This is a genomic window from Streptomyces sp. NPDC059718 (assembly GCF_042733315.1).
Lineage (GTDB): Bacteria > Actinomycetota > Actinomycetes > Streptomycetales > Streptomycetaceae > Actinacidiphila.
This window is the reverse complement of sequence record NZ_JBHWGA010000022.1, coordinates 2,677-26,990: the sequence shown is the minus strand read 5'-3', so window position 1 is coordinate 26,990 and position 24,314 is coordinate 2,677. Positions and strand designations below refer to the sequence as shown.

Below are 24,314 nucleotides of genomic sequence, written 5' to 3'. Positions count from 1 at the left end.
GGTGCCCTTGCGGCGCCCGGGGCCGCGGCGCGCGGGGGTGCCCGTTCAGCGGCCCAGCCGGGCCGCCGCCACGTTGATCCGCATGCCGCAAGGAACCCGTCCGCCGGCTCCGCTCAGGCAGGCGGCCCGGTCCAGGAACACGGCGCGCAGCTCCGCGGTCGGCTCCTCGTCCAGGACCTCCATGTCGTAGAACGTCCCGGTGAGGGCGGACCAGACCTCGTGGGGCGTCCCGTCCATGCCGATGACGACCGTCTCCCAGGACAGCGGCGCGAAGCCCAGCGGTGCGAGGAGCCCGTCGAGCCCCTCCCGGCTCCGTGTCCTGCGGTCGCCCAGCCGCGGAAGGCGCCGCTTCGCCGCCCGGAAGTACGGCACGGCCAGCGTCAGGAAGAGCTCCACGGCCTCGCCGGGGACGGGCCCGCCGCCGACGGCGACGGCGAACGTGCCGCCCGGTGCGAGCACCCGAGCGGCCTCGGCCACGACCCGGTCGGGGTCCGACATCAGCATCAGCGCCATGTGGGAGACCACGGCGTCGAAGGAGCCGTCGGCGAAGGGCAGCTCCTGCGCGCGCCCCTGCCGCAGGTCGGCGCCGGCCAGCGCGGGCCGCCGGCGGGCGAGGGCCAGCTCGCCCTCCGACAGGTCGACGCCGGCGGGAACCTCGGCCCCGCGCCCGGCGAGCAGCTCCAGCAGGGCGCCGTCCGCGCAGCCGAGGTCCAGGACCCGCCGGGCGCCGGCGACACGCTCGGCGAGCACCTCGTAACTCGTCCGCCCGTCGCGGGTGGGGGCGGCCTCGGTCCCCTTCGACTGACGGCCGGGCAGCCGGTCGTGGAAGGCGCGCAGGAAGTCCTCGGCAGCGCGGGCGGCGTCGGTGGCCGCCCCTGGTGTCGTGGTCACCCCGTGACCCTACGTACGCGGTGCCGCCGCCGGGCCCCGTTCGGCCGGGCCGGACGGTGACGCCGGTCACCGCGACCCGCGCCACGGCCGTGCGGGGGCTTCCCGGAGGGGCGCGCACCGCCGGGGAGCTGCGGCATCGCGGTATTGCGGACGGTTGCGACCGGTTGGCGGCCGGTGTGGCATCCCGCACATATTGCCGGATTTTTTTGGAACCGGGAGCAACGCCTGGTTAACGTCCTCGGGTTGCCCGGCGGAAGCAGCCGCCTCCCGCGGCACCGGAGCAACGATCGCCGAGTCCCCGTCAGGCGTGAGCCTGGGGAGCCGGGGACCCACCTGAGATGTCCCTGGGGTGAATCGGGCGGCCTGCCGCCGCCCGTAGGAGACCTTCCTGCTCCGAACCCGTCAGCTAACCCGGTAGGCGAGAAGGAAGGAAAGGATCCCCGCCTGCCCATGGCGTCGTTCTCCATACGTTCCACCCTGGCCGGCGCCGCCGCGCTGACCACCGTCACCACCGGCGCGTTCGTCGTGCCCGCCGCGGCTGCCGACGCCAGGGCCGAGGGTTCCGCCTTCGCCCGCTGCGCCGCGGTCGCCGGGGACCTCGCCGCGCACCTCGCCGACCAGGCCTCGGCCCAGCACCGGGCCGCCGTCGTCACGCGCCAGCGCCACGACGCCCATGTCGCACACGCCAAGCGTGCCGCTCGTGAGCGCGCCGCCAAGGAGGCCGCCGCCAAGGCGGCCAAGGCCAAGGCGGCCCGGGAGAGCGGCACCGCGCACGCCTCGCGGGGCGCCGTGAAGGGCCGCGGCACGCTCGGCGGCTGGATGCCGCCGGTCGCCGGTTCCATCGGCACGCCCTACCACGCGACCAGCAGCCTGTGGTCCTCCGGCTACCACACCGGCGTGGACTTCCAGGCCTCCGTCGGCACCCCGGTGCACGCCGCCGGCGCGGGCACCGTCGTCGAGGCGGGCTGGGGCGGCTCCTACGGCAACAACGTCGTGATCCGCCACGCGGACGGCATGTACACCCAGTACGCCCACCTGTCCTCGCTGGGCGTGTCCGTGGGCCAGGCCGTCTCCGCGGGGCAGCAGATCGGCCTGTCGGGCGCCACCGGCAACGTGACGGGACCGCACCTGCACTTCGAGGCCCGTACGGCACCGTCCTACGGCGCCGACGTGGACCCGCTGGCGTACCTGCGTTCCAAGGGCGTCCGCATCTGAGCCATCCCCCTCCCCCCACACGAAGGCCCCGGTTCCCCCGCCGGGGCCTTCGGCATGCCGGCGCTTCCCGGCCGCGCGGTGTCCAAAAATGCTCCATGAATTCAGGGCGGCCGTCGGAATCGACGGCGTACTGGAATAGAGTCGCGGCAGAAACGCCGGCTCCTCCGTTACGCGGGGATTAAAGGACGGCCGTCGGCGCGCACCGAAAGGAACCTGCGATGTGGGGTCGTACGTGAAGGGGGCCGGCGGCACGGGCCGCCCGATTTCGGCCCGGGCGGTGTGCACCGCGATCCGTGACGACATCATCAGCGGGTTCTTCGCGCCGGGGAGCCGGCTGACCGAGGAGCAGTTGGCCAAGCGCTACGGGGTGTCCCGGGTCCCGGTGCGCGAGGCACTGCGCACCCTGGAGTCCGAGGGCTTCGTACGGACCCGCCGGCACGCCGGGGCGTCCGTGGCCGAGCCGACCGAGCAGGAGGCCGCCGACCTGCTGGACATCCGCGCCCTGCTGGAGCCGCTGGGCGCCGCGCGGGCGGCGCAGCGGCGCACCGAGGCCCATGTGAAGGTGCTGCGCGGGCTCGTCCGGCTGGGCCAGGAACGTTCCCTCCGGCGCCAGTTGTCCGACCTGCCCGCGCTCGACGGCTGGTTCCACGAGACGCTGGCCCAGGCCTCCGGCAGCCCGACCCTGGTGGCGCTGCTGACCCAGCTGCGGCACAAGATCGCCTGGGTGTACGCGGTGGACACCCCCGGGCGCGCCGTGGAGTCCTGGGAGGAGCACGGGGCGGTCGTGGACGCGGTGGCGCGCGGTGACGCGGAGCGGGCCCGGCGGCTGATGGCGGCCCATGTGGAGCGGGCGACGGCGGTGCACCGGCTGCGCCGTCCGGAGAGCACGGGACGCGGCGCCGCGGCGCGGTGAGGAATCGGAAACACGCCGTACACACTTCACGCGGCCGGGTTTAACAGAAGTGCCGTATACAACTTGGAGAATTGTGCGCGGGATATTTCCGCGCCCTATTGTGCTGCGCGCTGCCCGAAAATGACTTCACAATGACGAAGGGGCGGGTCCGCGAAATCCGGCCGGATTTCACGCGCGGGCCCGCCCCTTTTGCCGCACCGCGGCTCCGCGCGCTGTCAGACGGTCTCGGGGAGCTCGTCCAGCCCTTCGGAGACGAGCTTGGCCAGGCTGTCCAGAGCGGCGTCCACGCCCTCGGTGTCGGAGGCCAGTACGACCTCCTCGCCGCCGGCCACGCCCAGGCTCAGCACGGCGAGCATCGAGGCGGCGTTGACCGGGGCCCCGTCCGCCTTGGCGATGGTGACGGGGGCGCCCACGGCGGTGGCGGCGCGGACGAAGATCGAAGCAGGACGTGCGTGCAGGCCCTCGGCCCAGCCGATGGTGACGCGGCGCTCAGCCATGGTGTTGCCCTTCGGGTCGTTCCTGGGAGGTCTAGACCAGTCTGCCATGCCTCGGACATCGGTCCGTCCCCACATCGTCGCACCGGTCCCGCGACCGGCAGGTGCCCGTACGCTTGGGCCATGACGACGCCGTCCGCCGCAGAGCGCGACTACCCGGTCCACTGGGAGGCGGACGTGGTCCTGCGTGACGGCGGGATCGCCCACGTCCGGCCCATCGCGGCGGACGACGCGGGACGGCTGGTGAGCTTCTACGAGAAGGTCTCCGACGAGTCCAAGTACTACCGCTTCTTCGCGCCCTACCCCCGGCTCTCCGACCGGGACGTGCACCGCTTCACCCACCACGACTACCGCGACCGCGTCGGCCTGGCGGCCCTGGTCGGCGGCGAGTTCATCGCGACCGTCCGCTACGACCGCACCGACGACGACGAGGCCGAGGTCGCCTTCCTGGTCCAGGACGCGCACCAGGGCCGCGGAGTGGCCTCCGCCCTGATGGAGCACATCGCAGCGGTGGCCCGCGAGCGCGGCATCCGCCGCTTCATCGCCGAGGTGCTGCCCTCCAACCGCAAGATGATCAAGGTCTTCACCGACGCCGGCTACACCCAGCAGCGCAGCTTCACCGACGGCGTCGTCCGGCTCGAATGCGACCTGGAGCCCACCGAGCAGTCCCTCGCCGTCATGCGCGCCCGCGAGCAGCGCGCCGAGGCCCGCTCCGTGCAGCGGCTGCTCGCCCCCGCCTCGGTGGCCGTCATCGGCACCGGCCGCCGGCCGGGCGGCGTCGGCCGCGGATTGCTCCGGAACATCGTCGCGGGCGGCTACACCGGCCGCGTCCACGCCGTGAACCGCTCCTTCCCCGAGGACCTGCGCACCCTGGACCCCGAGGGCGTCCCCGCCCACCGCTCTGTCGCCGAGATCCCCGACACCGTCGACCTCGCCGTGATCGCCGTGCCCGCCGACGACGTCGCCGAGGCCGTCGACGCATGCGGCCGGCACGGCGTCCTGGGCCTGCTGGTGATCTCCTCCGGCTACGCCGAGTCCGGGGCCGACGGCCGCCGCAGGCAGCGCGCCCTGGTGCGGCAGGCCCACTCGTACGGGATGCGCGTCATCGGCCCCAACGCGTTCGGCATCCTCAACTCCGCCGAGGACGTCCGGCTCAACGCCTCCCTGTCGCCGCAGACCCCGGACGCCGGACGGCTCGGCCTGTTCACCCAGTCCGGCGCCATCGGCATCGCCCTGCTGTCCGGGCTGCGCCGGCGCGGCGCCGGGCTGTCGTCCTTCGTCTCCGCCGGCAACCGGGCGGACGTCTCGGGCAACGACATCCTGCAGTTCTGGTACGACGACCCGGCCACCGACGTCGCCCTGCTCTACCTCGAAACGCTCGGCAACCCGCGCAAGTTCTACCGCCTCGCCCGGCGCACCGCCGCCGTCAAGCCGGTCGTCGTCGTCAAGGGCGCCCGGCACTCGGCGGCCGCCCCGCCCGGGCACGCGGTGCCCCCCGCCCGCATCCCGGACAGCACGGTCTCCGCCCTGCTGCGGCAAGCCGGCGTCATCCGCACCGACACCGTCACCGAGCTCCTCGACACCGGACTGCTGCTGTCGTGCCGGCCGCTGCCCGCGGGCCCCCGTGTCGCGGTCCTCGGCAACTCGGAGTCGCTCGGCCTGCTCACCTACGACGCCTGCCTCACCGCCGGGCTGGAACCGGGCCTCCCGCTCGACCTCACCACGGCCGCCGGCCCCGAGGACTTCCGGGCCGCCCTCACCGCCGCCCTCACCGACCCCGCCCACGACGCCGTCGTGGTCACCGCCATCCCGCGCGTGGGCTCCGACCTCGGCGAGGCCCCCGCGGGCAGCGACGACCCCGCGCTGGCCGAAGCCCTCCACGCCGCCGCGGACGAGGCCGGCACCGGCAAGCCCGTGGTGATCGTCCACACCGCCCTGGAGGCCATGGCCACCCGCCTCGCCGCCGTCCGCATCCCCGCGTACGGCGCCGCCGAGCGCGCCGTGAAGGCACTGGCCAGGGCCGCCGCCTACGCCCAGTGGCGCAGGGACGCCCAGGTGCCCGGCAGGGTGCCGGAGTTCGAGGACGTCGACGAGGCGGGCGCCTGCCAGGACGTCACCCGGCTGCTCGACGAGGCGGCGGAGCCCGCCGGGGACACCCATGGCGTCCCCCTCGACGACTTGGCGGCCGCCGCCCTGCTGGCCCGCTACGGCATCACGGTCCGGCCCACGCTGCCCGCCCCCGGTATCGACGCGGCCCTGGAGGCGGCCCGGCGGCTCGGCTACCCGGTCGCCCTCAAGACCACCGCGCCCCACCTGCGGCACCGCGCCGACCTCGGCGGCGTACGCCTGGACATCGCCGGCCCCGACGACCTCGGCCGCGCCTTCGAGGAGCTGACCGCCCGGCTGGGCAAGCCCGAGGAGCTGCACCTGGTCGTGCAGGCCATGGCACCGCGCGGCGTCGACACGGTCGTACGCGCCACCGTCGACCCGGCCGCGGGCGCCGTGCTCTCCTTCGGCATCGCCGGCGCCCCCTCCGAACTCCTCGGCGACATGGCGCACCGGCTGGTCCCGGCCACCGACCGGGACGTCGCCGAGCTGGTCCGCTCCATCAAGGCGGCCCCGCTGCTCTTCGGCTGGCGCGGCGCGGAGCCGGTGGACACCGGCGCCCTGGAAGAGCTGCTGCTGCGGGTGTCGCGGCTGGTCGACGACCTGCCCGAGGTGGTCTCCGTCGACCTCGAACCGGTCGTGGTGGCCCCCGCCGGCCTCACCGTGCTCGGCGCCTCCGTGCGCCTCGCGCGGCCCCCGGCCCGCACGGACCTCGGGCCTCGCGCACTGTCGTCCTTCTGAACACGTGCTCCGCACTAGGATGGTCGCCATGGCGAAGACCGGTACGACGACCCAGGGGCTGCGCGCGGCGATCGAGCGCAGCGGCTACTACCCCGCCCTCGTGGCCGAGGCCGTGGAGGCCTCCGTCGGTGGGGAGGCGGTCGCCTCGTACCTGGTCCACCAGGAGACCACCTTCGACGCGAACGAGGTCCGCCGGCACGTCACCGTCCTGGTGCTGACCAGCACCCGCTTCATCGTCAGCCACACCGACGAGCAGAGCGCCGACGACACCTCCCCGAGCCCCTACGCCACCACCTCCACCGAGTCGGTCAAGCTTGAGCGGATCTCGTCGGTCGTGCTGAGCCGGGTCGTCGCCAACCCCGAGTCGTACACCCCGGGCACCCTGCCCCGCGAGGTCGTGCTGACCATCGGCTGGGGCGCGGTCAGCCGCATCGACCTGGAGCCCGCCGCCTGCGGCGACCCCAACTGCGAGGCCGACCACGGCTACACCGGCTCCTCCAGCGCCGACGACCTGAGCCTGCGGGTCAGCGAGGCGGGCGACGGCCCCGAGACCGTCCGCCAGGCCCTCGCCTTCGCGCAGGCGCTCTCCGAGGCGACCGCGGGCGCGGCCTCCTGATGGTCCATCCCGCCCCGTCCTACGAACCGCTCGATCCGTACGCCGCGCCCGCCCCGCGCTACGGCAGCGGCTCGCTGAGCGACCTGCTGCCCGCGGTCGCCGCCGGGCTCGGCATCACCGGCGCCCCGCGGACGGCGCTCGACCTCGCGCCCGCCGACCGGGTCTGCGTGTTCCTCGTCGACGGCATGGGCTGGGAGCTGATCCGCCGGCATCCCGACGAGGCGCCGTTCCTCACCTCCCTGATCGCCGGCTCGGCCACCGGCAGCGGCCGGCCGATCACCGCGGGCTTCCCCTCCACCACCGCGACCTCGCTCGCCTCCGTCGGCACCGGGCTGCCGCCCGGCGCGCACGGCCTGGCCGGGTACACCGTGCTGAACCCGGACACCGGCGAGCTGATGAACCAGCTGCGCTGGCAGCCGTGGACCGACCCGTACGCCTGGCAGCCGTACCCCACGGTCTTCCAGCTCGCCCAGGCCGCCGGCATCGAGACCTGCCAGGTCACCTCGCCCACCTTCCAGCACACCCCGCTGACGAAGATCGCCCTCAGCGGCGGCACCTTCCACGGGCGGCTCAGCGGCGAGGAGCGCATGGACCTCACCGCCGAGCGGCTCGCCGCGACCGACCGGGCGCTGGTCTACACGTACTACAGCGAGCTGGACTCCATGGGCCACCGGCACGGGGTCGACTCCGACGCCTGGCGCGGCCAGCTGATGATGGCCGACCGGCTCGCCCAGCGGCTCGCCGAGCAGCTCCCGCCGCGCAGCGCGCTCTACATCACCGCCGACCACGGCATGATCGACATCCCCTTCGACCCGGAGTCCCGGATCGACTTCGACGAGGACTGGGAGCTGCGCGCCGGCGTAGCCGTCCTCGCCGGCGAGGCCCGGGCCCGTCACGTCTACGCCGTGCCCGGTGCCGCAGCCGACGTGCACGCGGTGTGGAGCGAGGTGCTCGGCGAGCAGATGTGGGTGGCCTCCCGTGAAGAGGCGGTCGCCGCGGGCTGGTTCGGGCCCGTCGTGGAGGACCGGGTGCTCGGCCGCATCGGCGACGTCGTCGCCGTCGCCCGGGACGACATCGCGATCGTCGCCACCCGCTCCGAGCCGGGGGAGTCCACCATGGTCGGCCTGCACGGCTCGATGACCCCCGTGGAGCAACTGGTGCCGCTGCTCGAAGTCCGCACCTGACGCGCCTCCCTCCCCACCGCCCACCGCCCCGCCCCGAAAGGCCGCCTCCTCCTCATGCCTGAGCTCGTGTTCTTCTCCGGAACGATGGACTGCGGGAAGAGCACCCTCGCCCTGCAGATCGAGCACAACCGCTCGGCACGCGGCCTGGAGGGCCTGATCTTCACCCGCAACGACCGGGCCGGCGAGGGCGTCCTCTCCTCCCGGCTCGGCCTGGAGACCAAGGCCGTCGAGGCCGCCGACGACTTCGACTTCTACGGCTACCTCGTCACGCACCTGTCCGGCGGCGCCCGCGCCGACTACGTCATCGTCGACGAGGCCCAGTTCTTCACCCCGGACCAGATCGACCAGCTCGCGCGCATCGTCGACGACCTGCGGCTGGACGTCTTCGCCTTCGGGATCACCACAGACTTCCGCACCAAGCTCTTCCCCGGCTCCCGGCGCCTGGTGGAGATGGCCGACCGGATCGAGGTGCTCCAGGTCGAGGCCCTGTGCTGGTGCGGCGCCCGTGCCACGCACAACGCCCGTACGGTGGGCGGGGAGATGGTCGTCGAGGGCGAGCAGGTCGTCGTCGGCGACGTCAACCGCCCCGGCGCGAAGATGGGCTACGAGGTGCTCTGCCGCCGCCACCACATCCGGCGGATGACCGCGGCCGCGGCGCGCGCGGCGGCGATCTCGCCGGACGTCCTGCCGGTCGACTAGCTGCCGCCGCCCCCCGGCTGCGGCCGGGACCGGATCACGGTGAAGACGGCGCCCTCGGGGTCCGCCACGGTGGCCAGCCGGCCGTACTCGGAGTCGCGCGGCGTGCGGATGACCGTCCCGCCCAGGTCCGTCACCTGGCGGGCGGCGGCGTCGGTGTCGGCGACCTCGAAGTACGTCATCCAGTGCGCCCCGCGGTCGCGCGGCAGCGCCCGGCCGACGCCGTGGATCCCGCCGACCGGACGGCCGGCGAGGTGGAGCGTGAGGTAGTCGAAGTCGGTGGAGACGACCGCGTCGGTCTCCAGCCCGAAGACCACCGAGTAGAACTTGCCGACCAGCGAGGTCTCCCGGGTGACCAGCTCGTTCCAGACCGGCGCGCCCGGTACCCCGAAGACCTCGGTCCCGCGGTGGTGCCGGGCCTGCCACACCCCGAACACCGCGCCCATCGGGTCCGAGGCGACGGCCAGCCGCCCCGCGTCGTCCGCGTCGAGCGGGCCGACGCCCACCGTGCCGCCGCAGATCCGGATCAGCTCGGCGGTCTTGTCGGCGTCGTCCGTGGCGAAGTAGGTCGTCCAGGCGATCGGCAGGTGCCGGTCCCTGGGCAGCTCGCCGATGCCGGCCACGCTCTTCCCGTCCAGCGTGGCGCGCACGTACAGGCCCAGCGAATGGGGACCGGGGTGGAACTCCCAGCCGAACAGATGGCTGTAGAACTCCTGCGTGGCCTCGACGCTGTGAGCCAGCAGGCTGACCCAGCACGGGGTGCCGTGCGGGTGGCGGTTCCCTACCTCGGTCATCAATTCTCTCCTGGGGAGCAACGCTCGGGCTTGCAGGGGACGTGCCACAGCGATGCTCGCACCACCAGGTGTGACGTGGACCGGGGCCGCGCCGCAGGTTTCCCGCGCCGGGTGACCACAATGGGCTTATGCATCCTGTCATTACCGTAACCGAATTGGCCGCGCCGCCGAAGGGCGTCCCGGCAGGCGCCGCCCTTCTGGACGTCCGCTGGCAACTGGGCGGGCCGCCCGGCCGTCCCGCGTACGAGGCCGGTCATCTGCCCGGCGCGCACTACGTCGACCTGGACACCGAACTCGCCGGACCGCCCGGGGAGGCGGGCCGCCATCCCCTCCCGGACCTCGCGGTGTTCACCGCCGCCATGCGCCGCGCAGGCGTCGGCCCGGACCGCGACGTCGTGGTCTACGACGGCGGTCTCGGCTGGGGCGCCGCCCGCGCGTGGTGGCTGCTGCGGTGGGCCGGGCACGAGCGGGTCCGCGTCCTGGACGGCGGGCTCGCGGCGTGGACGGCGGCGGGACTGCCCCTCGAGGCGGACGTCCCCGCCGACGAGGAGGGCGACTTCACCGCGGCGCCGGGCGGGCTTCCCGTGCTCACCGCCGACGAGGCGGCGGCACTGGCCCGCCGCGGCGTCCTCCTGGACGCCCGTGCGCCGGAGCGCTACCGGGGCGACACCGAGCCCATCGACCCCGTCGCCGGTCACATCCCCGGCGCGGTCAACGCCCCGACCACGCAGAACGTCGTCCCGGACACCGGAGTCTTCCTCGCCGCCGATGAACTGGCGGCGCGCTTCGGCAAGGCCGGCGCCACGCCCGGCGCCGAGGTCGGCGTCTACTGCGGCTCGGGCGTCTCCGGCGCCCACGAGGTGCTGGCCCTGGCGGTCGCCGGCATCCCCGCGGCGCTCTACGTCGGCTCCTGGAGCGAGTGGTCCGCGGCGGGCCGCGACGTCGCGACCGGGCCGCAACCGGGCTGACAGGGCGCCGGCGGCCGGCGGCCGGCCCACACGGAGGACCGCACCGGGGCACCCCCCGAGGGGCAGCGTGCCCCGGTCAGTCCTGCTTCTTGCGCCGGCTCCCGAAGACGATCTCGTCCCAGCTCGGCACCGTCGCCCGCCGCCCAGGACGGACCCCGTCCGCCTCGGCCTGGCGGTCGGTGGACCCGACCAGCCGGTCGCGGTGGGCGCCGACCGAACGCGGCATCAGGACGTCGGCGTACGCGGAGCCCGCGCCGGCGCTCGCGGCGGGGGCCGGCGGCGCCTCCTCCTCCGCCCCGGGCGTGTCGGGACCGTCTTCCGTGACCGCTGCCGCGGCCGGCGTGTCGGGCGTGACGGTGGGCGGCCCCGCCTGGGCCGGCACCACCATGTCGCCGCGGAAGCTGGGGACCGCCTCCAGGAGGCTGGTCAGGGAGTCGCGCTCCTCCTCCGCCCGCTCCTCGGCCGTGCGTTCCGCCCGCTCGGCGCGGTCGGGCCGCTCCAGCGCACGGTCGCGCGGCAGCCGCGCGATCCGCGGCACGAAGGGGTAGCTCGGCTCCTGCGCGGCCTCCTGGGTCGTCTCCCCGATGAGCGCGCGCGCCTCGTCGTCCACGGCCTGGACGAGCCGGCGCGGCGGGTCGTACGTCCAGCTCGCGGAGTGCGGCTCACCGGCCACCCGGTAGACGAGGAGCACCTCCCAGGTGCCGTCGTCACGTCGCCAGGAGTCCCACAGGACGCTGTCCTTCTCGGCGCCGCGCAGCAGCAGCCGCTCGGCGACGGCCTCACCGAGCTGCGGACCGGTGCTCTCGCCCTGACGCCGCACCGCGGTCTTGCGGGCCCGCTCGGCCATGAAGGCGCGCTCCGCCAGCACGGGGCCCTCGAAGCGCCGGACGCGCTCCACCGGGATCCCGGCGAGCTGCGCGACCTCCTCCGCGGTGGCACCGGCTCGTATCCGCGCCTGGATGTCGCGCGGACGCAGATGGCTCTCGACCTCGATCTCGATCTGGCCCAGCCGCGCCCGGTCGTTGCGGATGGCGGCACGCAGGCGTTCGTCGATCGGAAGCGTGTACTCCGTGCTGTCGGCAGCCTTGAGCACCAGTCGTGTGCCGTCGTTGCTGACGGCCACGACACGCAGTTCGGGCACGGTTACCTCCCGGGTGGTGCCTGCCGACGTCACGTGCGTCGCTGCTCCCGATGGACGAGTGTGACCTGCCCGGGTGCAGCCTGCCACAACCTTGCTGAGTTTCCCGGCGTGTCGGGCATGTGCCGTGACTCGCCGTTATGGCACGGTTACCTATTTGCAACGCTGAGTGACCAAACGAACCACTCGGCGTCAAGCGTCTCCGGTTCGATCGACGGCACCCCGGGACGAGTGCGCCGTCTCCCCCCGGAGCCAGGATTTGTCACAGTACTCCATTTGGGCCACGTCGGTGGGGCGCCGCGCCGTCGAACTTCGCGCGCGCCAAGGGAGTTGGGGCGGGATCTTCACAAAAACCACACAAGTGGAACTATTCGCCGAGCACCCGCCGCAGGTAGTCGTTGCGGAACAGCCGCTCCGGGTCGAGCCGGTCGCGCAGGGCGGTGAACTCGGCGAAGCGCGGGTAGGCCTTGGCGAAGTAGTCCGCGTCCCGGGTGTGGATCTTCCCCCAGTGGGGGCGCCCCTGATGGGCGGTCATGATCTGCTCGACCGCCGTGAAGTACTCCTGGTACCGGCTGCCGCGGTACATGTGCACCGCGACGTACGCGGTGTCCCGGCCGGAGGCCGTCGACAGCGCGATGTCGTCCGCCGGGGCGACCCGCACCTCCACGGGGAAGCTGATCCTGAACCGCGAGGACTCGACCATGGACTTCAGTTCGCGCAGCACCTCCACCGCGGCCTCGCGCGGCACCGCGTACTCCATCTCCACGAAACGCACACGACGTGGATGGGTGAACACCTTGTACGGGACGTCGGTGTAGGCGCGGGCCGACAGGGCCCGGCTGGAGACCTGGGAGATGCCCGGGATGAGGGCGGGCGCCGCCCGGCCCACGGCGCAGGCCGCCTGGAAGACCCCGTTGGAGAGGAACTCGTCGTCGATCCAGCCGCGCACGCCCGGGACCGGGGCGGCGGGCCCCTGGCTGCGGTTGTTCCGCTTGGTGTTGCAGCCGTCGGTGTGCGGGAACCAGTAGAACTCGAAGTGCTCGTTCTCCTCGACCAGTTGGTCGAACTCGGCGACCACCCGGTCGAAGCGCATGGGCTCCTCGCGCGCGGCGAGCAGGAAGAGCGGCTCGACCGCGAAGGTGAGCGCGCTGACCACGCCGAGCGCGCCCAGCCCGATCCGGGCGGCGGCGAAGACCTCGGCGTTCTCCTCCGCAGAGCAGGTGAGCACCGAACCGTCGGCGAGCACCAGTTCCAGCGCCTTGATCTGGGCGGCTATGGAGCCCGAGTCGCGGCCCGTGCCGTGGGTTCCGGTGCTGGTCGCGCCGGCCACGGTCTGTTCCATGATGTCGCCCATGTTCGTGAGCGACAGGCCCTCGGCGGCGAGCAGCGCGTTGAGGTGCTTGAGCTGGACGCCCGCCTCCACCGTGACCGTGCCGGCCTCGCGGTCGACGCCCCGCACCGCGGTCATCCGCTCGGGCCGGATCAGGACGCCCGAGGTCGCCGCCGTCGAGGTGAAGGAGTGCCCGGTGCCGACCGCCTTGGCCGGGAGCCCGTCCGCCGCCGCCTTGCGGAGCACGGCCGCCAGTTCGTCCACCGAGGCGGGTGACTCGGTCCGCGCGGGCAGGGCCCGCACGTTGCCCGCCCAGTTACGCCATGTGGCCTTCCCGGCGGTCCTGTTCGTCGTAGCCATGCGCACGCGTCCCCTCCAGCTCAGGCGCCGGCTCCAGCCGGCGGTACCCCAGGAAGGCCGCCACCACGGCGAGCGCCGCGGCGGAGGCGGGCACCGCGAACGCGGCCCGGGCCCCCGCCGCGTCGATCACCCACCCGGACAGAGAGGCGCCGAGCGCCACACCGACCGCGAGCCCCGTGCTCGTCCACGTCATGCCCTCGGTCAGCTTCGCGCGCGGTACCAACTGCTCGACGAGCGCCATGGTGGTGACCATCGTCGGTGCGATGGAAAGGCCCGCGACGAACAGCGCCACGGCCAGGAACGGCAAGTTCCCGACCAGTAGTGGCGGGATCATACTCACGGCCATGGCCACCACGCCCAGGAGGAAGCGACGGGAGGCCGTTCCCGTCGGCTTCATCAGGCCGAAAAGCACTCCCGCGAGGCAGGAACCCGCCGCGTACACCGCCAGCACCACGCTCGCCGCGGCCTTGTGGCCCTGCTCCTCGGCGAAGGCCACGGTGTTCACGTCCACGGCACCGAAGAGCGCCCCGGTCGCGACGAAGGTCAGCACGAGCACCTGCAGCCCGCGGGAGCGCAGCGCGGAGCCGGGGGTGTGCTGTTCGCGCGGGTGGGGCGGCGGTTCGGTGGCGCGCTGCGCGCTCAGCAGCCACACCCCGGCCGCCAGGAAGAGCACGGCCAGCAGCGGCCCCGCCTCCGGGAACCAGATCGTGCACAGCCCGATCGACAGGATCGGGCCCACGATGAAGCAGACCTCGTCGACGACGGACTCGAAGGAGTAGGCGGTGTGCAGCAGCGCGGGCGACCCCCGGTGGATCATGGCCCAGCGGGCCCGCACCATGGCGCCCAGGCTCGGGGTCGTCCCCGCCGGCGCGACGCACACGAAGAGCGCCCAGTCCGGAGCCCCGGTCCGTACGCACACCAGCAGGCCCGCCACCGCCAGCACCGTCACCCCGGCCGCCGGGCGCAGCACCCTGCGCTGTCCGTACCGGTCGACCAGGCGGGAGACCTGCGGACCCAGCGCCGCCCCGGCCAGCGCCAGGGTGGCCGCGAGCCCGCCCGCGATCCCGTAGCGGCCGGTGACCTGGGACATCATCGTCACGATGCCGATGCCGAGCATGGACAGCGGCATCCGGCCGATGAAGCCCGCCGCCGAGAAACCCCTGGTCCCCGGAGTGGAGAAGATCGCGCGATAGGGACTGGGCACAGGGCGCTCCAACGGCTTCGTCGCCGGTGTTCGGGGGCTGAGATGGGGGCCGGAGTAAGGAATGTGACTGCCTCACACAGCTTACAAAGGGAGCGCAAGCGAATTTTCCCGGTTCCTCGGCCGTCACCCCCGGGTGGCAGGATCGGAACATGTCCGATCACACCGAGGCCGGCACCGCCACTCCGTACGACGCACTGCTCCTGCTGTCCTTCGGGGGGCCCGAGGGGCCCGACGACGTCGTCCCCTTCCTGGAGAACGTCACGCGCGGCCGTGGCATCCCCCGCGAGCGCCTGAAGGAGGTGGGGCAGCACTACTTCCTCTTCGGCGGGGTCAGCCCCATCAACGCGCAGAACCGCGAATTGCTGGAGGCGCTGCGCAAGGACTTCGCCGGGCACGGCCTCGACCTGCCGGTGTACTGGGGCAACCGCAACTGGTCGCCCTACCTCACCGACACGCTGCGCGAGCTGGCCGGGGACGGCCACCGCCGGATCCTGGTCCTGGCCACCAGCGCGTACGCCTCCTACTCCGGCTGCCGGCAGTACCGCGAGAACCTCGCCGACTCCCTGGCCGCCCTGGAGGCCGAAGGACACCCCGTCCCCCGTGTGGACAAGCTGCGGCACTACTTCAACCACCCCGGCTTCGTCCGGCCCATGGCCGACGCGGTGCTGACCGCCCTCGCCACGCTGCCCGAGGACGTCCGGGACGGGGCGCACCTGGCGTTCACCACCCACTCGATCCCCACCGCGGCCGCCGACACCTCGGGCCGCCCCGAGGACCACGGTGAGGGCGGCGCCTACGTCGCCGAGCACCTGGACACCGCCCGGGTGATCGCCGACGCTGTCCGCGAGGCCACCGGCACCGACCGCCCGTGGAAGCTCGTCTACCAGTCCCGCAGCGGCGCCCCCCACATCCCGTGGCTGGAGCCCGACATCTGCGACCACCTGGAGGAGCTGCACGCCTCCGGCGCCCCCGCCGCCGTCATGGTGCCGATCGGCTTCGTCTCCGACCACATGGAGGTCAAGTACGACCTCGACACCGAGGCGACCGCCAAGGCCGCGGAACTGGGCCTGCCCGTCGCCCGCGCCGCCACCGTGGGCGCGGACCCGCGCTTCGCGGCCGCCGTGCGCGAGCTGGTGCTGGAGCGCGCCGCCACCGAGCGGGGCCTGACCCCCGAGCGGTGCGCGCTGGGCGCGCTCGGGCCCAGCCACGACGTGTGCCCCGTGGGCTGCTGCCCGGCGCGCAGCCCCCGGCCCGCTGCCGCGGGCGCCGAGTGACCGACGTACCCGAACGCACGAGGAGTACCGTGAACGACCACCTCAAGGACGAACTCCTGGCCGTGGCCCTCGAGGCCGCCCGCAGGGCGGGCGAGCTGCTGCGCGACGGCCGCCCGGCCGACCTCGGCGTGGCCGCCACCAAGAGCAGTCCGATCGACGTCGTCACCGAGATGGACATCGCCGCGGAGAAGCTGATCGCCTCCTTCATCATCGAGCGCCGTCCGGACGACGGGCTCCTGGGCGAGGAGGGCGCCAGCACCCCGGGCACCAGCGGGGTCCGGTGGGTGATCGACCCGCTGGACGGCACCGTGAACTACCTGTACGGCCTGCCGTCGTGGGCGGTGAGCATCGCGGCCGAGCGGGACGGCGAGACGCTCGTCGGGGTCGTCGAGGCCCCGATGCGCGGCGAGAGCTACCGCGCGGTGCTGGGCCGGGGCGCGTGGGTGGGCGACCGGCCGGCCGCCGGGCGCCCGGCGCCGCCGATGGACCAGGCGCTGATCGGCACCGGCTTCGGCTACCTGCGGGAGCGCCGCGAGGGCCAGGCGAGGGTGCTGCGCGAGCTGGTGCCGCAGGTGCGGGACATACGCCGCGGCGGATCCGCCGCCATCGACCTGTGCGACGTGGGCTGCGGCCGCCTCAACGGCTACTACGAGCGCGGCCTGAACCCGTGGGACTACACGGCGGGCGCGCTGTTCGCCCGCGAGGCCGGTGCCCTGACCGGCGGCCGCCCGGGGGTGCCGGAGTCCACGGAGCTGACCGTGGCGGCCCCGCCGGGACTGTTCGAGCCCCTGCAGCGCCGGCTCGACGAACTCGGCGCCTGGCACGACTGAGGGCCGCTGACGCCCCTTCCCGTGACGGCAGGCCGGCCCATGGGAACCGGCGGCGGGCACGCGAACGCCCCGGCACCTGTCCAGGTGTCCGGGGCGCGGCGTTCGGCTGTGCCGCCCTGGGCGATCTCAGGCGATCTTGGGCAGCACCTGGACGCCGTGCTCAGCGGCGAGGCGGCGCAGGTCGGCCAGTTCGGCCTCCTCGACCTCGGCCAGGAACTCGTCCCCGTCCTCGCGGGCGCGCAGAAGGTCCGATTCGGTGCTGTGTATGCGCTGCAGGATTCCAGTGGTGAATGCGTCCATCAGGTGGCGCCCCCTCGTCGTCGTGGGTTGACACAGGGATATTCGGGGTCGTGCGATGTGCGGGGTCGTTCACAGGTCTTGTCCGGGGACCCCTCGGATCACACAGCGGCTACTGCCACGGGAGTTGCGGACGCCCTGGGGGCGTGATCGGGGGTGTGCAGTCGTCCTCCCCAGGCCCGCCGGAGGGGAAACCTCCGGGACGCGAAGAATTAGGCGCCAACTGCTCTTACCCCTGTTTTACGGCCTCCCGGTGCAGGATGGAGGGACGTTCAGCCTGCGCACGCGGGCTGTGCACGGCTCTTTGAGAAGTGCCTAGGGAAGGAACAGCGCCTTGCGCGTACTGGTCGTCGAGGACGAGCAACTGCTCGCCGATGCGGTAGCCACCGGACTGCGCCGTGAGGCCATGGCCGTCGACGTCGTCTACGACGGCGGCGCCGCCCTGGAGCGGATCGGGGTCAACGACTACGACGTCGTCGTCCTCGACCGCGATCTGCCGGTCGTCCACGGGGACGACGTGTGCCGCAAGCTCGTGGAGCTGGGCCTGCCGACCCGCGTCCTGATGCTGACCGCCGCGGGCGACGTCAGCGACCGCGTGGAGGGGCTGGAGCTGGGCGCGGACGACTACCTCCCCAAGCCCTTCGCCTTCACCGAGCTGACCGCCCGCGTGCGGGCCCTCGGGCGCCGTACGACCGCGCCGCTGCCGCCGGTGCTGGAGCGTTCCGGGATCAAGCTCGACCCCAACCGCCGCGAGGTGACCCGGGAGGGCCGCCAGGTCCACCTGGCCCCCAAGGAGTTCGCGGTGCTGGAGGTCCTGCTGCGCAGCGAGGGTGCCGTGGTCTCCGCGGAGCAGTTGTTGGAGAAGGCCTGGGACGAGAACACCGACCCCTTCACCAACGTCGTGCGCGTCACCGTCATGACCCTGCGCCGCAAGCTCGGGGAGCCCGCGGTGATCGTCACCGTGCCCGGCTCCGGTTACCGGATCTGATCCGCCGTGCCCGCGCCCTCGCCGACGACCCCGCCCGCGTCGCAGGCCATCCCGCCCAAGCCCACCTGGGACCCGAAGCCGGCCGCCCGCCCCATGCCGCTGCTGCGCCCCACGATCCGGATAAGGCTCACCCTCCTCTACGGCGGCATGTTCCTGATCGCCGGGGTGATACTGCTGTGGATCATCTACCTGCTGGCGGCCCAGGCCATCCGCCAGGGCACCGAGGCGCAGTTCCACGTCGAGGCAGGCCGGCTGTCGCTCACCGGGCTGTGTCCCGAGCTGCCCACCGGCCCGACCAACCCCGACGCCTTCAACAAGGCCTACGTCCACTGCCTGGCCGTGCAGCGCGAGACCGCCCTGAACGTCCTGCTGAAGCGCTCGCTGTTCGCGCTCGTCGGTCTCGCCGTGCTCGCCTTCGCCTTCGGCTACCTGCTGGCCGGCCGTGTGCTGGCGCCGCTCGGCCGGATCACCCGCACCGCGCGCGGCGTGGTGAGCTCCGACCTGACCCAGCGGATCCACCTGACCGGCCCGGACGACGAGCTCAAGGAGCTGGCGGACACCTTCGACGACATGCTGGAGCGCCTGGAGCGGTCCTTCGACGCCCAGCGGCGCTTCGTCGCCAACGCCTCCCACGAACTGAGAACGCCGCTGGCGATCACCCGCACGCTGCTGGAGGTCCAGCTCGCCGACCCCAACGCCTCCCCGGACATGGCACAGCTGGGGAAGAACCTGCTCGTCACCAACACGCGCAGCGAGCAGCTGGTGGAGGGCCTGCTGCTGCTCGCCCGCAGCGACAACGAGATCGTCGACCGCAAGCCGGTGGACCTCGCCGAGGCGGCCACCCAGGCGCTGGAGCAGACCCGCAGCGAGGCCGACGCCAAGGGCGTGGAGCTGCGTGCCGCGCTGGGCGAGGCGGTCGTCCAGGGCAACGGGGTGCTGCTGGAGCGCATCGCGCTGAACCTGGTGCAGAACGCCGTCCGGTACAACGTCGCGGACGAGGGCTGGGTGGAGGTCACCACGGGCGTCGAGGCGGGCTCCGCGGTCCTGACGGTCGTCAACACCGGTCCCGTCGTCCCCGCGTACGAGATCGACAATCTGTTCGAACCCTTCCGTCGGCTGGGCAACGAGCGCACGGGCAGTGACAAGGGCGTCGGTCTCGGGCTCTCCATCGCCAAGTCCGTCGCCCGGGCCCACGGCGGCACGATCAGCGCGGTCCCGCGCGAGGGAGGTGGCCTGGTCATGCGGGTTGTCATCCCCGTGTGACCCGTCACACGACACCCCCGGAGGCGTGTTCGCTTTGCGCTGAATTTTGCGGTCTGCGCGCCTCGGGGGCATGCTGTGAGCGATCACACATACGATTCCGGCCGCGGGTACTCTCCGTGATTGCGACCTCCGGGAAAAGACCGGAAAAATCCATGTTTCCGCAGGTCATGATCACGGGAAGTACACGTGGAGGCGCGAGCAAGGTGCGACAAGCGGGCCGTTTCCGGTCATGACCGGCAGCGGATGCGATCACCTCTTCGGGGGTGCGTTTGGGTGTCGATTGAGTAACGGCACTTGATGTAAGGCAAAATCTCCGCTTCGGGCCGGGCACAAGACCGGCCTCCCGTGCGTTACGTGCGCTGGAGACACCGCAGACACCCAGAGGGGGAGAGCGATACATGGCTACTGATTACGACACCCCACGCAAGACCGACGATGACGTCAACGAGGACAGCATCGAGGAACTCAAGGCCAGGAGGAACGACAAGTCGACCTCGACGGTCGACGTCGACGAGTTCGACCAGGCCGAGTCCCTCGAGCTGCCCGGAGCCGACCTCTCCAATGAGGAGCTGTCGGTCCGGGTGCTGCCCCGGCAGGCGGACGAGTTCACCTGCATGAGCTGCTTCCTCGTGCACCACCGCAGCCAGCTGGCGACGGAGAAGAACGGCAACCCGATCTGCCGCGACTGCGCGGCCTGACGGAGAGCCGGACCGTGGCGAGCGACGACGAGCGGGGCCATGAGGCCTCGCTCGCGGGCGCAACGGAGGGGCCGGCGGGCGATCTCGTCCCGCTCCGTCCCCCCGGCCGTGCCGCACGGGCACGGGCACGCGCCAAGGCGGCGCTGAACACCTTCGTCGACGGGCTCGTCGAGACGGCCCCGAGGGTCCCCGTCAGGGACCTGGAGACGCTTCGCCGCCAGTTCCCCGGGCTCGGGCCCGAGGAGCTGGCCGACAAGCTGGTGGGCGCCGCCACGATGGGCACCGCGACGGTCGGCGCCGGCATCGGCGCCGCCGCCATGCTGCCCACCCCGCCGGCCATGCCGGCGGAGCTGGCCTCGGAGACCCTCGGCGTCGCCCTGGTCGAGTACAAGCTCATCGCCGAGCTGCACGAGGTCTACGGGCTGCGCGCCCCGGGCACGCTGCGTCAGCGGTCGACGATGTACCTCGCCGAGTGGACCGAGCGGCGCGGGATCGACTTCTCCAAGCCGTCCACGCTGAACATCGCCCTCGGCGGCAGGATGAAGCGCGAGCTGCGCCAGCAGCTGATGAAGCGCACCATGCGCAACCTGCCGACACTGGCCCCGTTCATGGTCGGCGCGGCCGTCGGTGCCGTGATGAACCGGCGCGACACCAAGAAGCTCGCGGAGCAGATCCGCAAGGACCTGCGCGTCCGCCAGGTGCCCTGGGGCCTGCTGTCCGCCGAGGAGGAGCCCCCGCCCGCGCTCGGGCCCGGTGGCTGAGCCACCCGGCACCGGGCACCCCGTGCCGGGGCGCCCGTGTGCTCAGACGCGCACGTCCCGCAGGGCCGCGGCGAGGCGCTCGGGCGAGCGGGTCGACAGGTACAGGTAGGGCGTCGGGTCGTCCGGGTCGGTGACCTCGACCTTGAGCGCGGTCGGCACGTACGCGCGCAGCAGCATGAACGCGCGCGGATCGGCCTTGTACGACCGCCAGGCCACGGCCTCGTCCCGGTCCAGCACCGTGGCCTCGCCGAGCGCCGTCACGGGGATCTTCGCGTCCCCGGCCACCAGCGAACCGGCGACCACCCGCAGCCGCGGCGAGCCGTACGCGCTGACCAGGGCCGCTCCGGCGGCCGTACCGCCCACCAGCCCGCCGAGCAGCGCCAGGGGCCCCAAGGGCAGCAGGATCAGCGCCAGTGAGACGCCCGCGCCGACGGCGAGGCCCCACCACGAACGCGGCGCGGTCAGCCGCTCCTCATAGCTCATGACGGTCATGACACCAAGCTTGTCATGCCGTGTCCTCAGCGCCCGCCCCGGGACCGCAGCCTCGTCAGCGCGTGCGCCGCGCGCGGGGGACGCCGCAGCCCCGTGGCGACCTGCTTGGCCCAGTCGGTCGCGGCGGTCGGCAGGGCGGCGTCCAGGACGGCGGAGGACCGGGCGTCGGTGCCCACCAGGTAGCGGGGGAGCGGCCGCGGTGCCGTGAGCGCCCTCAGGACCGTGCGCGCCACCGGGCGCGGCGAGGGCAGCTCCCGCTTGATCATCTCCTCCGCGGCCTCGTACTGGTGACGGTAGGCGGAGTTGCGGCGCTGCGGGAGCCGGCTCGCGCCGCGCTGCCAGATGTCCGTGCCGTACGAGCCGGGCTCCACCAGCACGACCTTGACGCCGAACGGGGCGGCCTCCATCCGCAGCGCGTCCGTCACCGCCTCCAGGCCCTGCTTGCTGGCGCAGTACCAGCCGAGCAGCGGCATCGAGACCCGTCCGGAGATCGACGAGATGTTGACGATCCGCCCCGCGCGCCGGGCCCGCATCGTGGGCAGCACCAGGCGGGCGATGCGTGCCGGGGCCACCAGGTTGGTCTCCAGTTGCTGCCGCACCTGCTCGTCGTCGACGTCCTCGATCGCACCGGGCTGGGCGATCCCGGCGTTGTTCACCACCGCCCACGGGCCGCCGTCCGTCATCGTGGCGATCTCGGTGAACGCCCGGACGGAGGACGTGGCGTCCGTGACGTCCAGCAGCACGGTGCGCACCGACGCGCCGGTGCGCTCCACCGCCTCCCGCAGCGCCTCCGCCTTCTCCTCGCTCCGTACCGTCCCGATGACGTCGAAACCGGCGTGGGCAAGTTCCAGGGTGGTGGCGAGGCCGATCCCGCACCCGGCTCCTGTGACGACGACGGACCTGGGGGTCATGTGGTGCTCCAAGGGAGGGTGCTCCGGTGATGGGCGGGCCGCGGGGCCGCAAGGACAACGGCCGGGCGGCGGGAATGGATCCCGCAGGAGGGTAGGGTCTCCCGCGTGAGTGGAGCTACGACCGACGCCGGCCCGGACCGCCCGGGCCTGACACCGCCGAGCGACGCCGTCGCGCCCGAGCGGCATCCCGACGCCCCCGCTCCCGGTGAACCGCTGGGCGCGCACTACGACCACTGCTTCGGCTGTGGCGGGGCGCAGCCGCACGGCCTGCACCTGGAGGCCACGGCCGGTGAGGGCGTCAGCGTGACCGCGGAGTTCACGGTCCAGCCCGCCCACCAGGGCGCCCCGGGCCTGGCGCACGGCGGTGTGCTGGCCACGGCGCTCGATGAGACGCTCGGTTCGCTGGCCTGGCTGCTGCGGACCATCGCCGTGACCGGCCGCCTGGAGACCGACTTCCTGCAGCCCGTGCCGGTCGGTGCCACCCTCCACCTGCAGGCCCGCTGCACCGCCGTGGCCGGGCGCAAGATCTACTCCACCGCGGTCGGCCGCATCGGCGGCCCGGACGGCCCGGTCGCCGTCCGCGCGGACGCGCTGTTCATCGAGGTCAAGCTGGAGCACTTCACCGACAACGGCCGCCCCGAGGAGATCCGGGCCGCGATGTCCGACCCCGACCAGGTCAAGGTCGCGCGCGCCTTCGAGGTGAACCCGTGACCGGCGGCGGTCGCCCCCCGGTCGACGTCCTCATCCACCGTTTGCACGAGGACGTCCCGATTCCTTCGTACGGGCACCCGGGCGACGCCGGGGCCGACCTCGTCACCACCGAAGCGGCCGAACTGGCCCCCGGTGAGCGTGCCGTGCTGCCCACGGGGGTGTCGATCGCGCTGCCGTACGGCTACGCCGCCTTCGTGCACCCGCGCTCGGGCCTGGCCGCGAGGTGCGGAGTGGCGCTCGTGAATGCCCCGGGAACGGTTGATGCCGGGTACCGTGGGGAGATCAAGGTGATCGTGGTCAACCTGGATCCGCGCGAGAGCGTACGGTTCGCAGCAGGGGACCGGATCGCCCAACTGGTCGTCCAGCAGGTCGAGCGGGTCCGCTTCCACGAGGTGGCGGAGCTGCCCGGCTCGGAACGGGCGGCAGGGGGCTTCGGCTCCACGGGGGGTCATGCCGCGGTGGATGGCTCGCCGGTCGGTCCGTCCGGCAATGGATACGCATCGGTCATCGCTGACCGGGAAGGACAGTGACGTGTTCCGTCGTCGTCGCAAGGAGCGCGGAGACGCCCTCGACGAGCTCGAGGCCGAGGGCCCTGACGAGCTGGCCGAAGACGCCGAGGAGTCGGACGACTCCATGGAGTCCCGTCGGTACAACCTTCCGCCCGCCCCCAGGCCGGACGGCCCGTGGGACGTGAGCGAGGTCAGGGACCCGGCCGAGGGCCGGGTCGACCTGGGCGGGCTGTTCGTGCCCGGTGTGCAGGGCATGGAGCTGCGCGTCGAGGTGGCCGGGGAGTCCATCGTCGCCGCGACCGTGGTGCTCCGCGAGAGCGCCGTCCAGCTGCAGGGCTTCGCCGCCCCCAAGTCGGAGGGCATCTGGGGCGAGGTCCGCGACGAGATCGGGTCCGGCATCACCAAGCAGGGCGGCATCGTCGACGAGGTCGAGGGTCCGCTGGGCTGGGAGCTGCGCGCCCAGGTCCCGGTGCAGCTGCCCAACGGCGCCAACGGCGTCCAGGTCGTGCGCTTCGTCGGCTGCGACGGCCCGCGCTGGTTCCTGCGGGGCGTCATCTCCGGGCAGGGCGCCGTCCAGCCCGAGACCGCCGGCCTGCTGGAGCAGATCTTCCGCGACACGGTCGTCGTCCGCGGCGAGTCGCCGATGGCGCCGCGCGACCCGATCGTGCTGAAGCTGCCCAACGACGCCCAGATGGTGCCCGAGGGCATCGCCCAGGAAGAGGCCGGTCGCTTCTCCGACGGCATCGACCCGATGCGTCGTGGACCGGAGATCACCGAGGTGCACTGAACCCCGGGGCCCAGCGCCCCGGACACGCCGAACGCCCGTGGGCCGACCTGTGAGAACAGGTCGGCCCACCGGTGTTTTAGCAGGTCAACGGGGTGGACGTAAAAGGTGCCGCAAGGCGCCGTGTGGGGCCGGATGGGAACCGG

The 24,314-nt window shown here is 73.1% G+C and carries 25 protein-coding genes and 1 riboswitch; of the genes, 16 read left to right on the top strand and 9 right to left on the bottom strand.

Annotated elements, in window-relative coordinates:
* Positions 1 to 45 precede the first annotated feature (45 nt).
* A complete protein-coding gene (locus tag ACFV3E_RS24300; RefSeq protein WP_500536537.1) occupies positions 46 to 891 on the bottom strand; it encodes a class I SAM-dependent methyltransferase in 846 nt (281 codons plus the stop codon).
* A 278-nt stretch (positions 892 to 1,169) separates the two neighbouring features.
* Positions 1,170 to 1,326: riboswitch (cyclic di-AMP (ydaO/yuaA leader) on the top strand.
* A gap of 15 nt (positions 1,327 to 1,341) precedes the next feature.
* Here ACFV3E_RS24300 and ACFV3E_RS24295 point away from each other — a divergent pair.
* Positions 1,342 to 2,106, top strand: coding sequence for a M23 family metallopeptidase (locus ACFV3E_RS24295; RefSeq protein WP_500536536.1), 765 nt, complete (start codon positions 1,342 to 1,344; stop codon positions 2,104 to 2,106).
* Positions 2,107 to 2,326: 220 nt separating this feature from the next.
* Positions 2,327 to 3,019 (top strand): GntR family transcriptional regulator, encoded by a 693-nt coding sequence (locus ACFV3E_RS24290; RefSeq protein WP_500365629.1) that lies wholly within the window; start codon positions 2,327 to 2,329, stop codon positions 3,017 to 3,019.
* 215 nt (positions 3,020 to 3,234) lie between these two features.
* On the opposite strand, the gene ACFV3E_RS24285 is transcribed toward ACFV3E_RS24290, so the two are convergent.
* Complete coding sequence (locus ACFV3E_RS24285) at positions 3,235 to 3,516, bottom strand: HPr family phosphocarrier protein (RefSeq protein ID WP_500536535.1); 282 nt, start codon at positions 3,514 to 3,516, stop codon at positions 3,235 to 3,237.
* A 120-nt stretch (positions 3,517 to 3,636) separates the two neighbouring features.
* On the opposite strand from ACFV3E_RS24285, the gene ACFV3E_RS24280 reads away from it, so the two are divergent.
* Genes ACFV3E_RS24280 through ACFV3E_RS24265 form a run of 4 tightly spaced genes read left to right on the top strand, consistent with a single transcriptional unit; the run spans position 3,637 to position 8,859 of the window.
* On the top strand, positions 3,637 to 6,360 hold the full coding sequence (locus ACFV3E_RS24280; RefSeq protein WP_500536534.1) for a bifunctional acetate--CoA ligase family protein/GNAT family N-acetyltransferase: 2,724 nt from the start codon (positions 3,637 to 3,639) through the stop codon (positions 6,358 to 6,360).
* Positions 6,361 to 6,388: 28 nt separating this feature from the next.
* The gene (locus tag ACFV3E_RS24275) at positions 6,389 to 6,976 is read left to right on the top strand and encodes a DUF5998 family protein (protein ID WP_499514492.1); all 588 of its coding nucleotides are present in this window, start codon (positions 6,389 to 6,391) and stop codon (positions 6,974 to 6,976) included.
* A complete protein-coding gene (locus ACFV3E_RS24270; protein ID WP_500536533.1) occupies positions 6,976 to 8,160 on the top strand; it encodes an alkaline phosphatase family protein in 1,185 nt (394 codons plus the stop codon). The genes ACFV3E_RS24275 and ACFV3E_RS24270 overlap by 1 nt, the downstream gene beginning before the upstream one ends.
* A 54-nt stretch (positions 8,161 to 8,214) precedes the next feature.
* Positions 8,215 to 8,859 carry a thymidine kinase gene (locus ACFV3E_RS24265; protein ID WP_500365626.1) on the top strand — a complete coding sequence of 215 codons (645 nt, stop codon included), beginning with the start codon at positions 8,215 to 8,217 and terminating at the stop codon, positions 8,857 to 8,859.
* On the opposite strand, the gene ACFV3E_RS24260 is transcribed toward ACFV3E_RS24265, so the two are convergent.
* A complete protein-coding gene (locus ACFV3E_RS24260; protein ID WP_500365625.1) occupies positions 8,856 to 9,650 on the bottom strand; it encodes a VOC family protein in 795 nt (264 codons plus the stop codon). The genes ACFV3E_RS24265 and ACFV3E_RS24260 overlap by 4 nt on opposite strands.
* A gap of 128 nt (positions 9,651 to 9,778) precedes the next feature.
* On the opposite strand from ACFV3E_RS24260, the gene ACFV3E_RS24255 reads away from it, so the two are divergent.
* Positions 9,779 to 10,618 carry a sulfurtransferase gene (locus ACFV3E_RS24255; RefSeq protein ID WP_500536532.1) on the top strand — a complete coding sequence of 280 codons (840 nt, stop codon included), beginning with the start codon at positions 9,779 to 9,781 and terminating at the stop codon, positions 10,616 to 10,618.
* A gap of 76 nt (positions 10,619 to 10,694) precedes the next feature.
* On the opposite strand, the gene sepH is transcribed toward ACFV3E_RS24255, so the two are convergent.
* The 3 genes from sepH to ACFV3E_RS24240 form a co-directional block, all read right to left on the bottom strand.
* Positions 10,695 to 11,792 (bottom strand): septation protein SepH, encoded by a 1,098-nt coding sequence (gene sepH, locus ACFV3E_RS24250; RefSeq protein ID WP_500536531.1) that lies wholly within the window; start codon positions 11,790 to 11,792, stop codon positions 10,695 to 10,697.
* 331 nt (positions 11,793 to 12,123) lie between these two features.
* Positions 12,124 to 13,446: a D-arabinono-1,4-lactone oxidase gene (locus ACFV3E_RS24245; protein ID WP_500536530.1), complete on the bottom strand. Its 1,323-nt coding sequence runs from the start codon at positions 13,444 to 13,446 to the stop codon at positions 12,124 to 12,126.
* Positions 13,403 to 14,650 carry an MFS transporter gene (locus ACFV3E_RS24240; RefSeq protein ID WP_500536529.1) on the bottom strand — a complete coding sequence of 416 codons (1,248 nt, stop codon included), beginning with the start codon at positions 14,648 to 14,650 and terminating at the stop codon, positions 13,403 to 13,405. Before ACFV3E_RS24240 ends, ACFV3E_RS24245 begins: the two co-directional genes overlap by 44 nt.
* Positions 14,651 to 14,799: 149 nt before the next feature.
* On the opposite strand from ACFV3E_RS24240, the gene ACFV3E_RS24235 reads away from it, so the two are divergent.
* Positions 14,800 to 15,924 (top strand): ferrochelatase, encoded by a 1,125-nt coding sequence (locus ACFV3E_RS24235; RefSeq protein ID WP_500536528.1) that lies wholly within the window; start codon positions 14,800 to 14,802, stop codon positions 15,922 to 15,924.
* Positions 15,925 to 15,953: 29 nt separating this feature from the next.
* Positions 15,954 to 16,754 (top strand): inositol monophosphatase family protein, encoded by an 801-nt coding sequence (locus ACFV3E_RS24230; protein WP_500536527.1) that lies wholly within the window; start codon positions 15,954 to 15,956, stop codon positions 16,752 to 16,754.
* A gap of 126 nt (positions 16,755 to 16,880) precedes the next feature.
* Here the strand turns inward: ACFV3E_RS24230 and ACFV3E_RS24225 are convergent, their stop codons facing one another.
* The gene (locus tag ACFV3E_RS24225) at positions 16,881 to 17,054 is read right to left on the bottom strand and encodes a hypothetical protein (protein WP_018561851.1); all 174 of its coding nucleotides are present in this window, start codon (positions 17,052 to 17,054) and stop codon (positions 16,881 to 16,883) included.
* 331 nt (positions 17,055 to 17,385) lie between these two features.
* On the opposite strand from ACFV3E_RS24225, the gene ACFV3E_RS24220 reads away from it, so the two are divergent.
* The 4 genes from ACFV3E_RS24220 to ACFV3E_RS24205 all read left to right on the top strand — a co-directional run bounded on the left by ACFV3E_RS24220 (position 17,386) and on the right by ACFV3E_RS24205 (position 20,761).
* On the top strand, positions 17,386 to 18,039 hold the full coding sequence (locus tag ACFV3E_RS24220) for a response regulator transcription factor (protein ID WP_499514502.1): 654 nt from the start codon (positions 17,386 to 17,388) through the stop codon (positions 18,037 to 18,039).
* A 6-nt stretch (positions 18,040 to 18,045) separates the two neighbouring features.
* Positions 18,046 to 19,302: a sensor histidine kinase gene (locus tag ACFV3E_RS24215; protein ID WP_500536526.1), complete on the top strand. Its 1,257-nt coding sequence runs from the start codon at positions 18,046 to 18,048 to the stop codon at positions 19,300 to 19,302.
* Between the two features lie 398 nt (positions 19,303 to 19,700).
* Positions 19,701 to 20,000, top strand: coding sequence for a DUF4193 domain-containing protein (locus ACFV3E_RS24210; RefSeq protein ID WP_018561848.1), 300 nt, complete (start codon positions 19,701 to 19,703; stop codon positions 19,998 to 20,000).
* Between the two features lie 14 nt (positions 20,001 to 20,014).
* Positions 20,015 to 20,761 carry a hypothetical protein gene (locus tag ACFV3E_RS24205; RefSeq protein WP_500536525.1) on the top strand — a complete coding sequence of 249 codons (747 nt, stop codon included), beginning with the start codon at positions 20,015 to 20,017 and terminating at the stop codon, positions 20,759 to 20,761.
* Positions 20,762 to 20,803: 42 nt separating this feature from the next.
* On the opposite strand, the gene ACFV3E_RS24200 is transcribed toward ACFV3E_RS24205, so the two are convergent.
* Complete coding sequence (locus ACFV3E_RS24200) at positions 20,804 to 21,253, bottom strand: DUF3093 domain-containing protein (protein ID WP_500536524.1); 450 nt, start codon at positions 21,251 to 21,253, stop codon at positions 20,804 to 20,806.
* Positions 21,254 to 21,279: 26 nt separating this feature from the next.
* Positions 21,280 to 22,164, bottom strand: coding sequence for an SDR family oxidoreductase (locus ACFV3E_RS24195; RefSeq protein WP_500321918.1), 885 nt, complete (start codon positions 22,162 to 22,164; stop codon positions 21,280 to 21,282).
* A gap of 105 nt (positions 22,165 to 22,269) precedes the next feature.
* Here ACFV3E_RS24195 and ACFV3E_RS24190 point away from each other — a divergent pair, with 105 nt between their 5' ends.
* Genes ACFV3E_RS24190 through ACFV3E_RS24180 form a run of 3 tightly spaced genes read left to right on the top strand, consistent with a single transcriptional unit; the run spans position 22,270 to position 24,171 of the window.
* Positions 22,270 to 22,875, top strand: a complete 606-nt coding sequence (locus ACFV3E_RS24190; protein ID WP_500536523.1) for a PaaI family thioesterase — start codon at positions 22,270 to 22,272, stop codon at positions 22,873 to 22,875.
* Complete coding sequence (dut, locus tag ACFV3E_RS24185) at positions 22,872 to 23,405, top strand: dUTP diphosphatase (RefSeq protein ID WP_499514508.1); 534 nt, start codon at positions 22,872 to 22,874, stop codon at positions 23,403 to 23,405. The genes ACFV3E_RS24190 and dut overlap by 4 nt, the downstream gene beginning before the upstream one ends.
* Position 23,406: 1 nt before the next feature.
* Complete coding sequence (locus tag ACFV3E_RS24180; RefSeq protein ID WP_500536522.1) at positions 23,407 to 24,171, top strand: DUF3710 domain-containing protein; 765 nt, start codon at positions 23,407 to 23,409, stop codon at positions 24,169 to 24,171.
* Positions 24,172 to 24,314 lie beyond the last annotated feature (143 nt).

What these genes read in the sequence shown, in the direction of transcription:
- ACFV3E_RS24285 (WP_500536535.1), bottom strand. Translation starts at nt 3,516, where the DNA reads ATGGCTGAGCGCCGCGTCACCATCGGCTGGGCCGAGGGCCTGCACGCA.
- ACFV3E_RS24265 (WP_500365626.1), top strand. Translation starts at nt 8,215, where the DNA reads ATGCCTGAGCTCGTGTTCTTCTCCGGAACGATGGACTGCGGGAAGAGC.
- ACFV3E_RS24195 (WP_500321918.1), bottom strand. Translation starts at nt 22,164, where the DNA reads ATGACCCCCAGGTCCGTCGTCGTCACAGGAGCCGGGTGCGGGATCGGC.
- ACFV3E_RS24255 (WP_500536532.1), top strand. Translation starts at nt 9,779, where the DNA reads ATGCATCCTGTCATTACCGTAACCGAATTGGCCGCGCCGCCGAAGGGC.
- ACFV3E_RS24280 (WP_500536534.1), top strand. Translation starts at nt 3,637, where the DNA reads ATGACGACGCCGTCCGCCGCAGAGCGCGACTACCCGGTCCACTGGGAG.
- ACFV3E_RS24295 (WP_500536536.1), top strand. Translation starts at nt 1,342, where the DNA reads ATGGCGTCGTTCTCCATACGTTCCACCCTGGCCGGCGCCGCCGCGCTG.
- ACFV3E_RS24245 (WP_500536530.1), bottom strand. Translation starts at nt 13,446, where the DNA reads ATGGCTACGACGAACAGGACCGCCGGGAAGGCCACATGGCGTAACTGG.
- ACFV3E_RS24225 (WP_018561851.1), bottom strand. Translation starts at nt 17,054, where the DNA reads ATGGACGCATTCACCACTGGAATCCTGCAGCGCATACACAGCACCGAA.
- ACFV3E_RS24275 (WP_499514492.1), top strand. Translation starts at nt 6,389, where the DNA reads ATGGCGAAGACCGGTACGACGACCCAGGGGCTGCGCGCGGCGATCGAG.
- ACFV3E_RS24235 (WP_500536528.1), top strand. Translation starts at nt 14,800, where the DNA reads ATGTCCGATCACACCGAGGCCGGCACCGCCACTCCGTACGACGCACTG.
- ACFV3E_RS24260 (WP_500365625.1), bottom strand. Translation starts at nt 9,650, where the DNA reads ATGACCGAGGTAGGGAACCGCCACCCGCACGGCACCCCGTGCTGGGTC.
- ACFV3E_RS24270 (WP_500536533.1), top strand. Translation starts at nt 6,976, where the DNA reads ATGGTCCATCCCGCCCCGTCCTACGAACCGCTCGATCCGTACGCCGCG.
- ACFV3E_RS24210 (WP_018561848.1), top strand. Translation starts at nt 19,701, where the DNA reads ATGGCTACTGATTACGACACCCCACGCAAGACCGACGATGACGTCAAC.
- ACFV3E_RS24200 (WP_500536524.1), bottom strand. Translation starts at nt 21,253, where the DNA reads ATGACCGTCATGAGCTATGAGGAGCGGCTGACCGCGCCGCGTTCGTGG.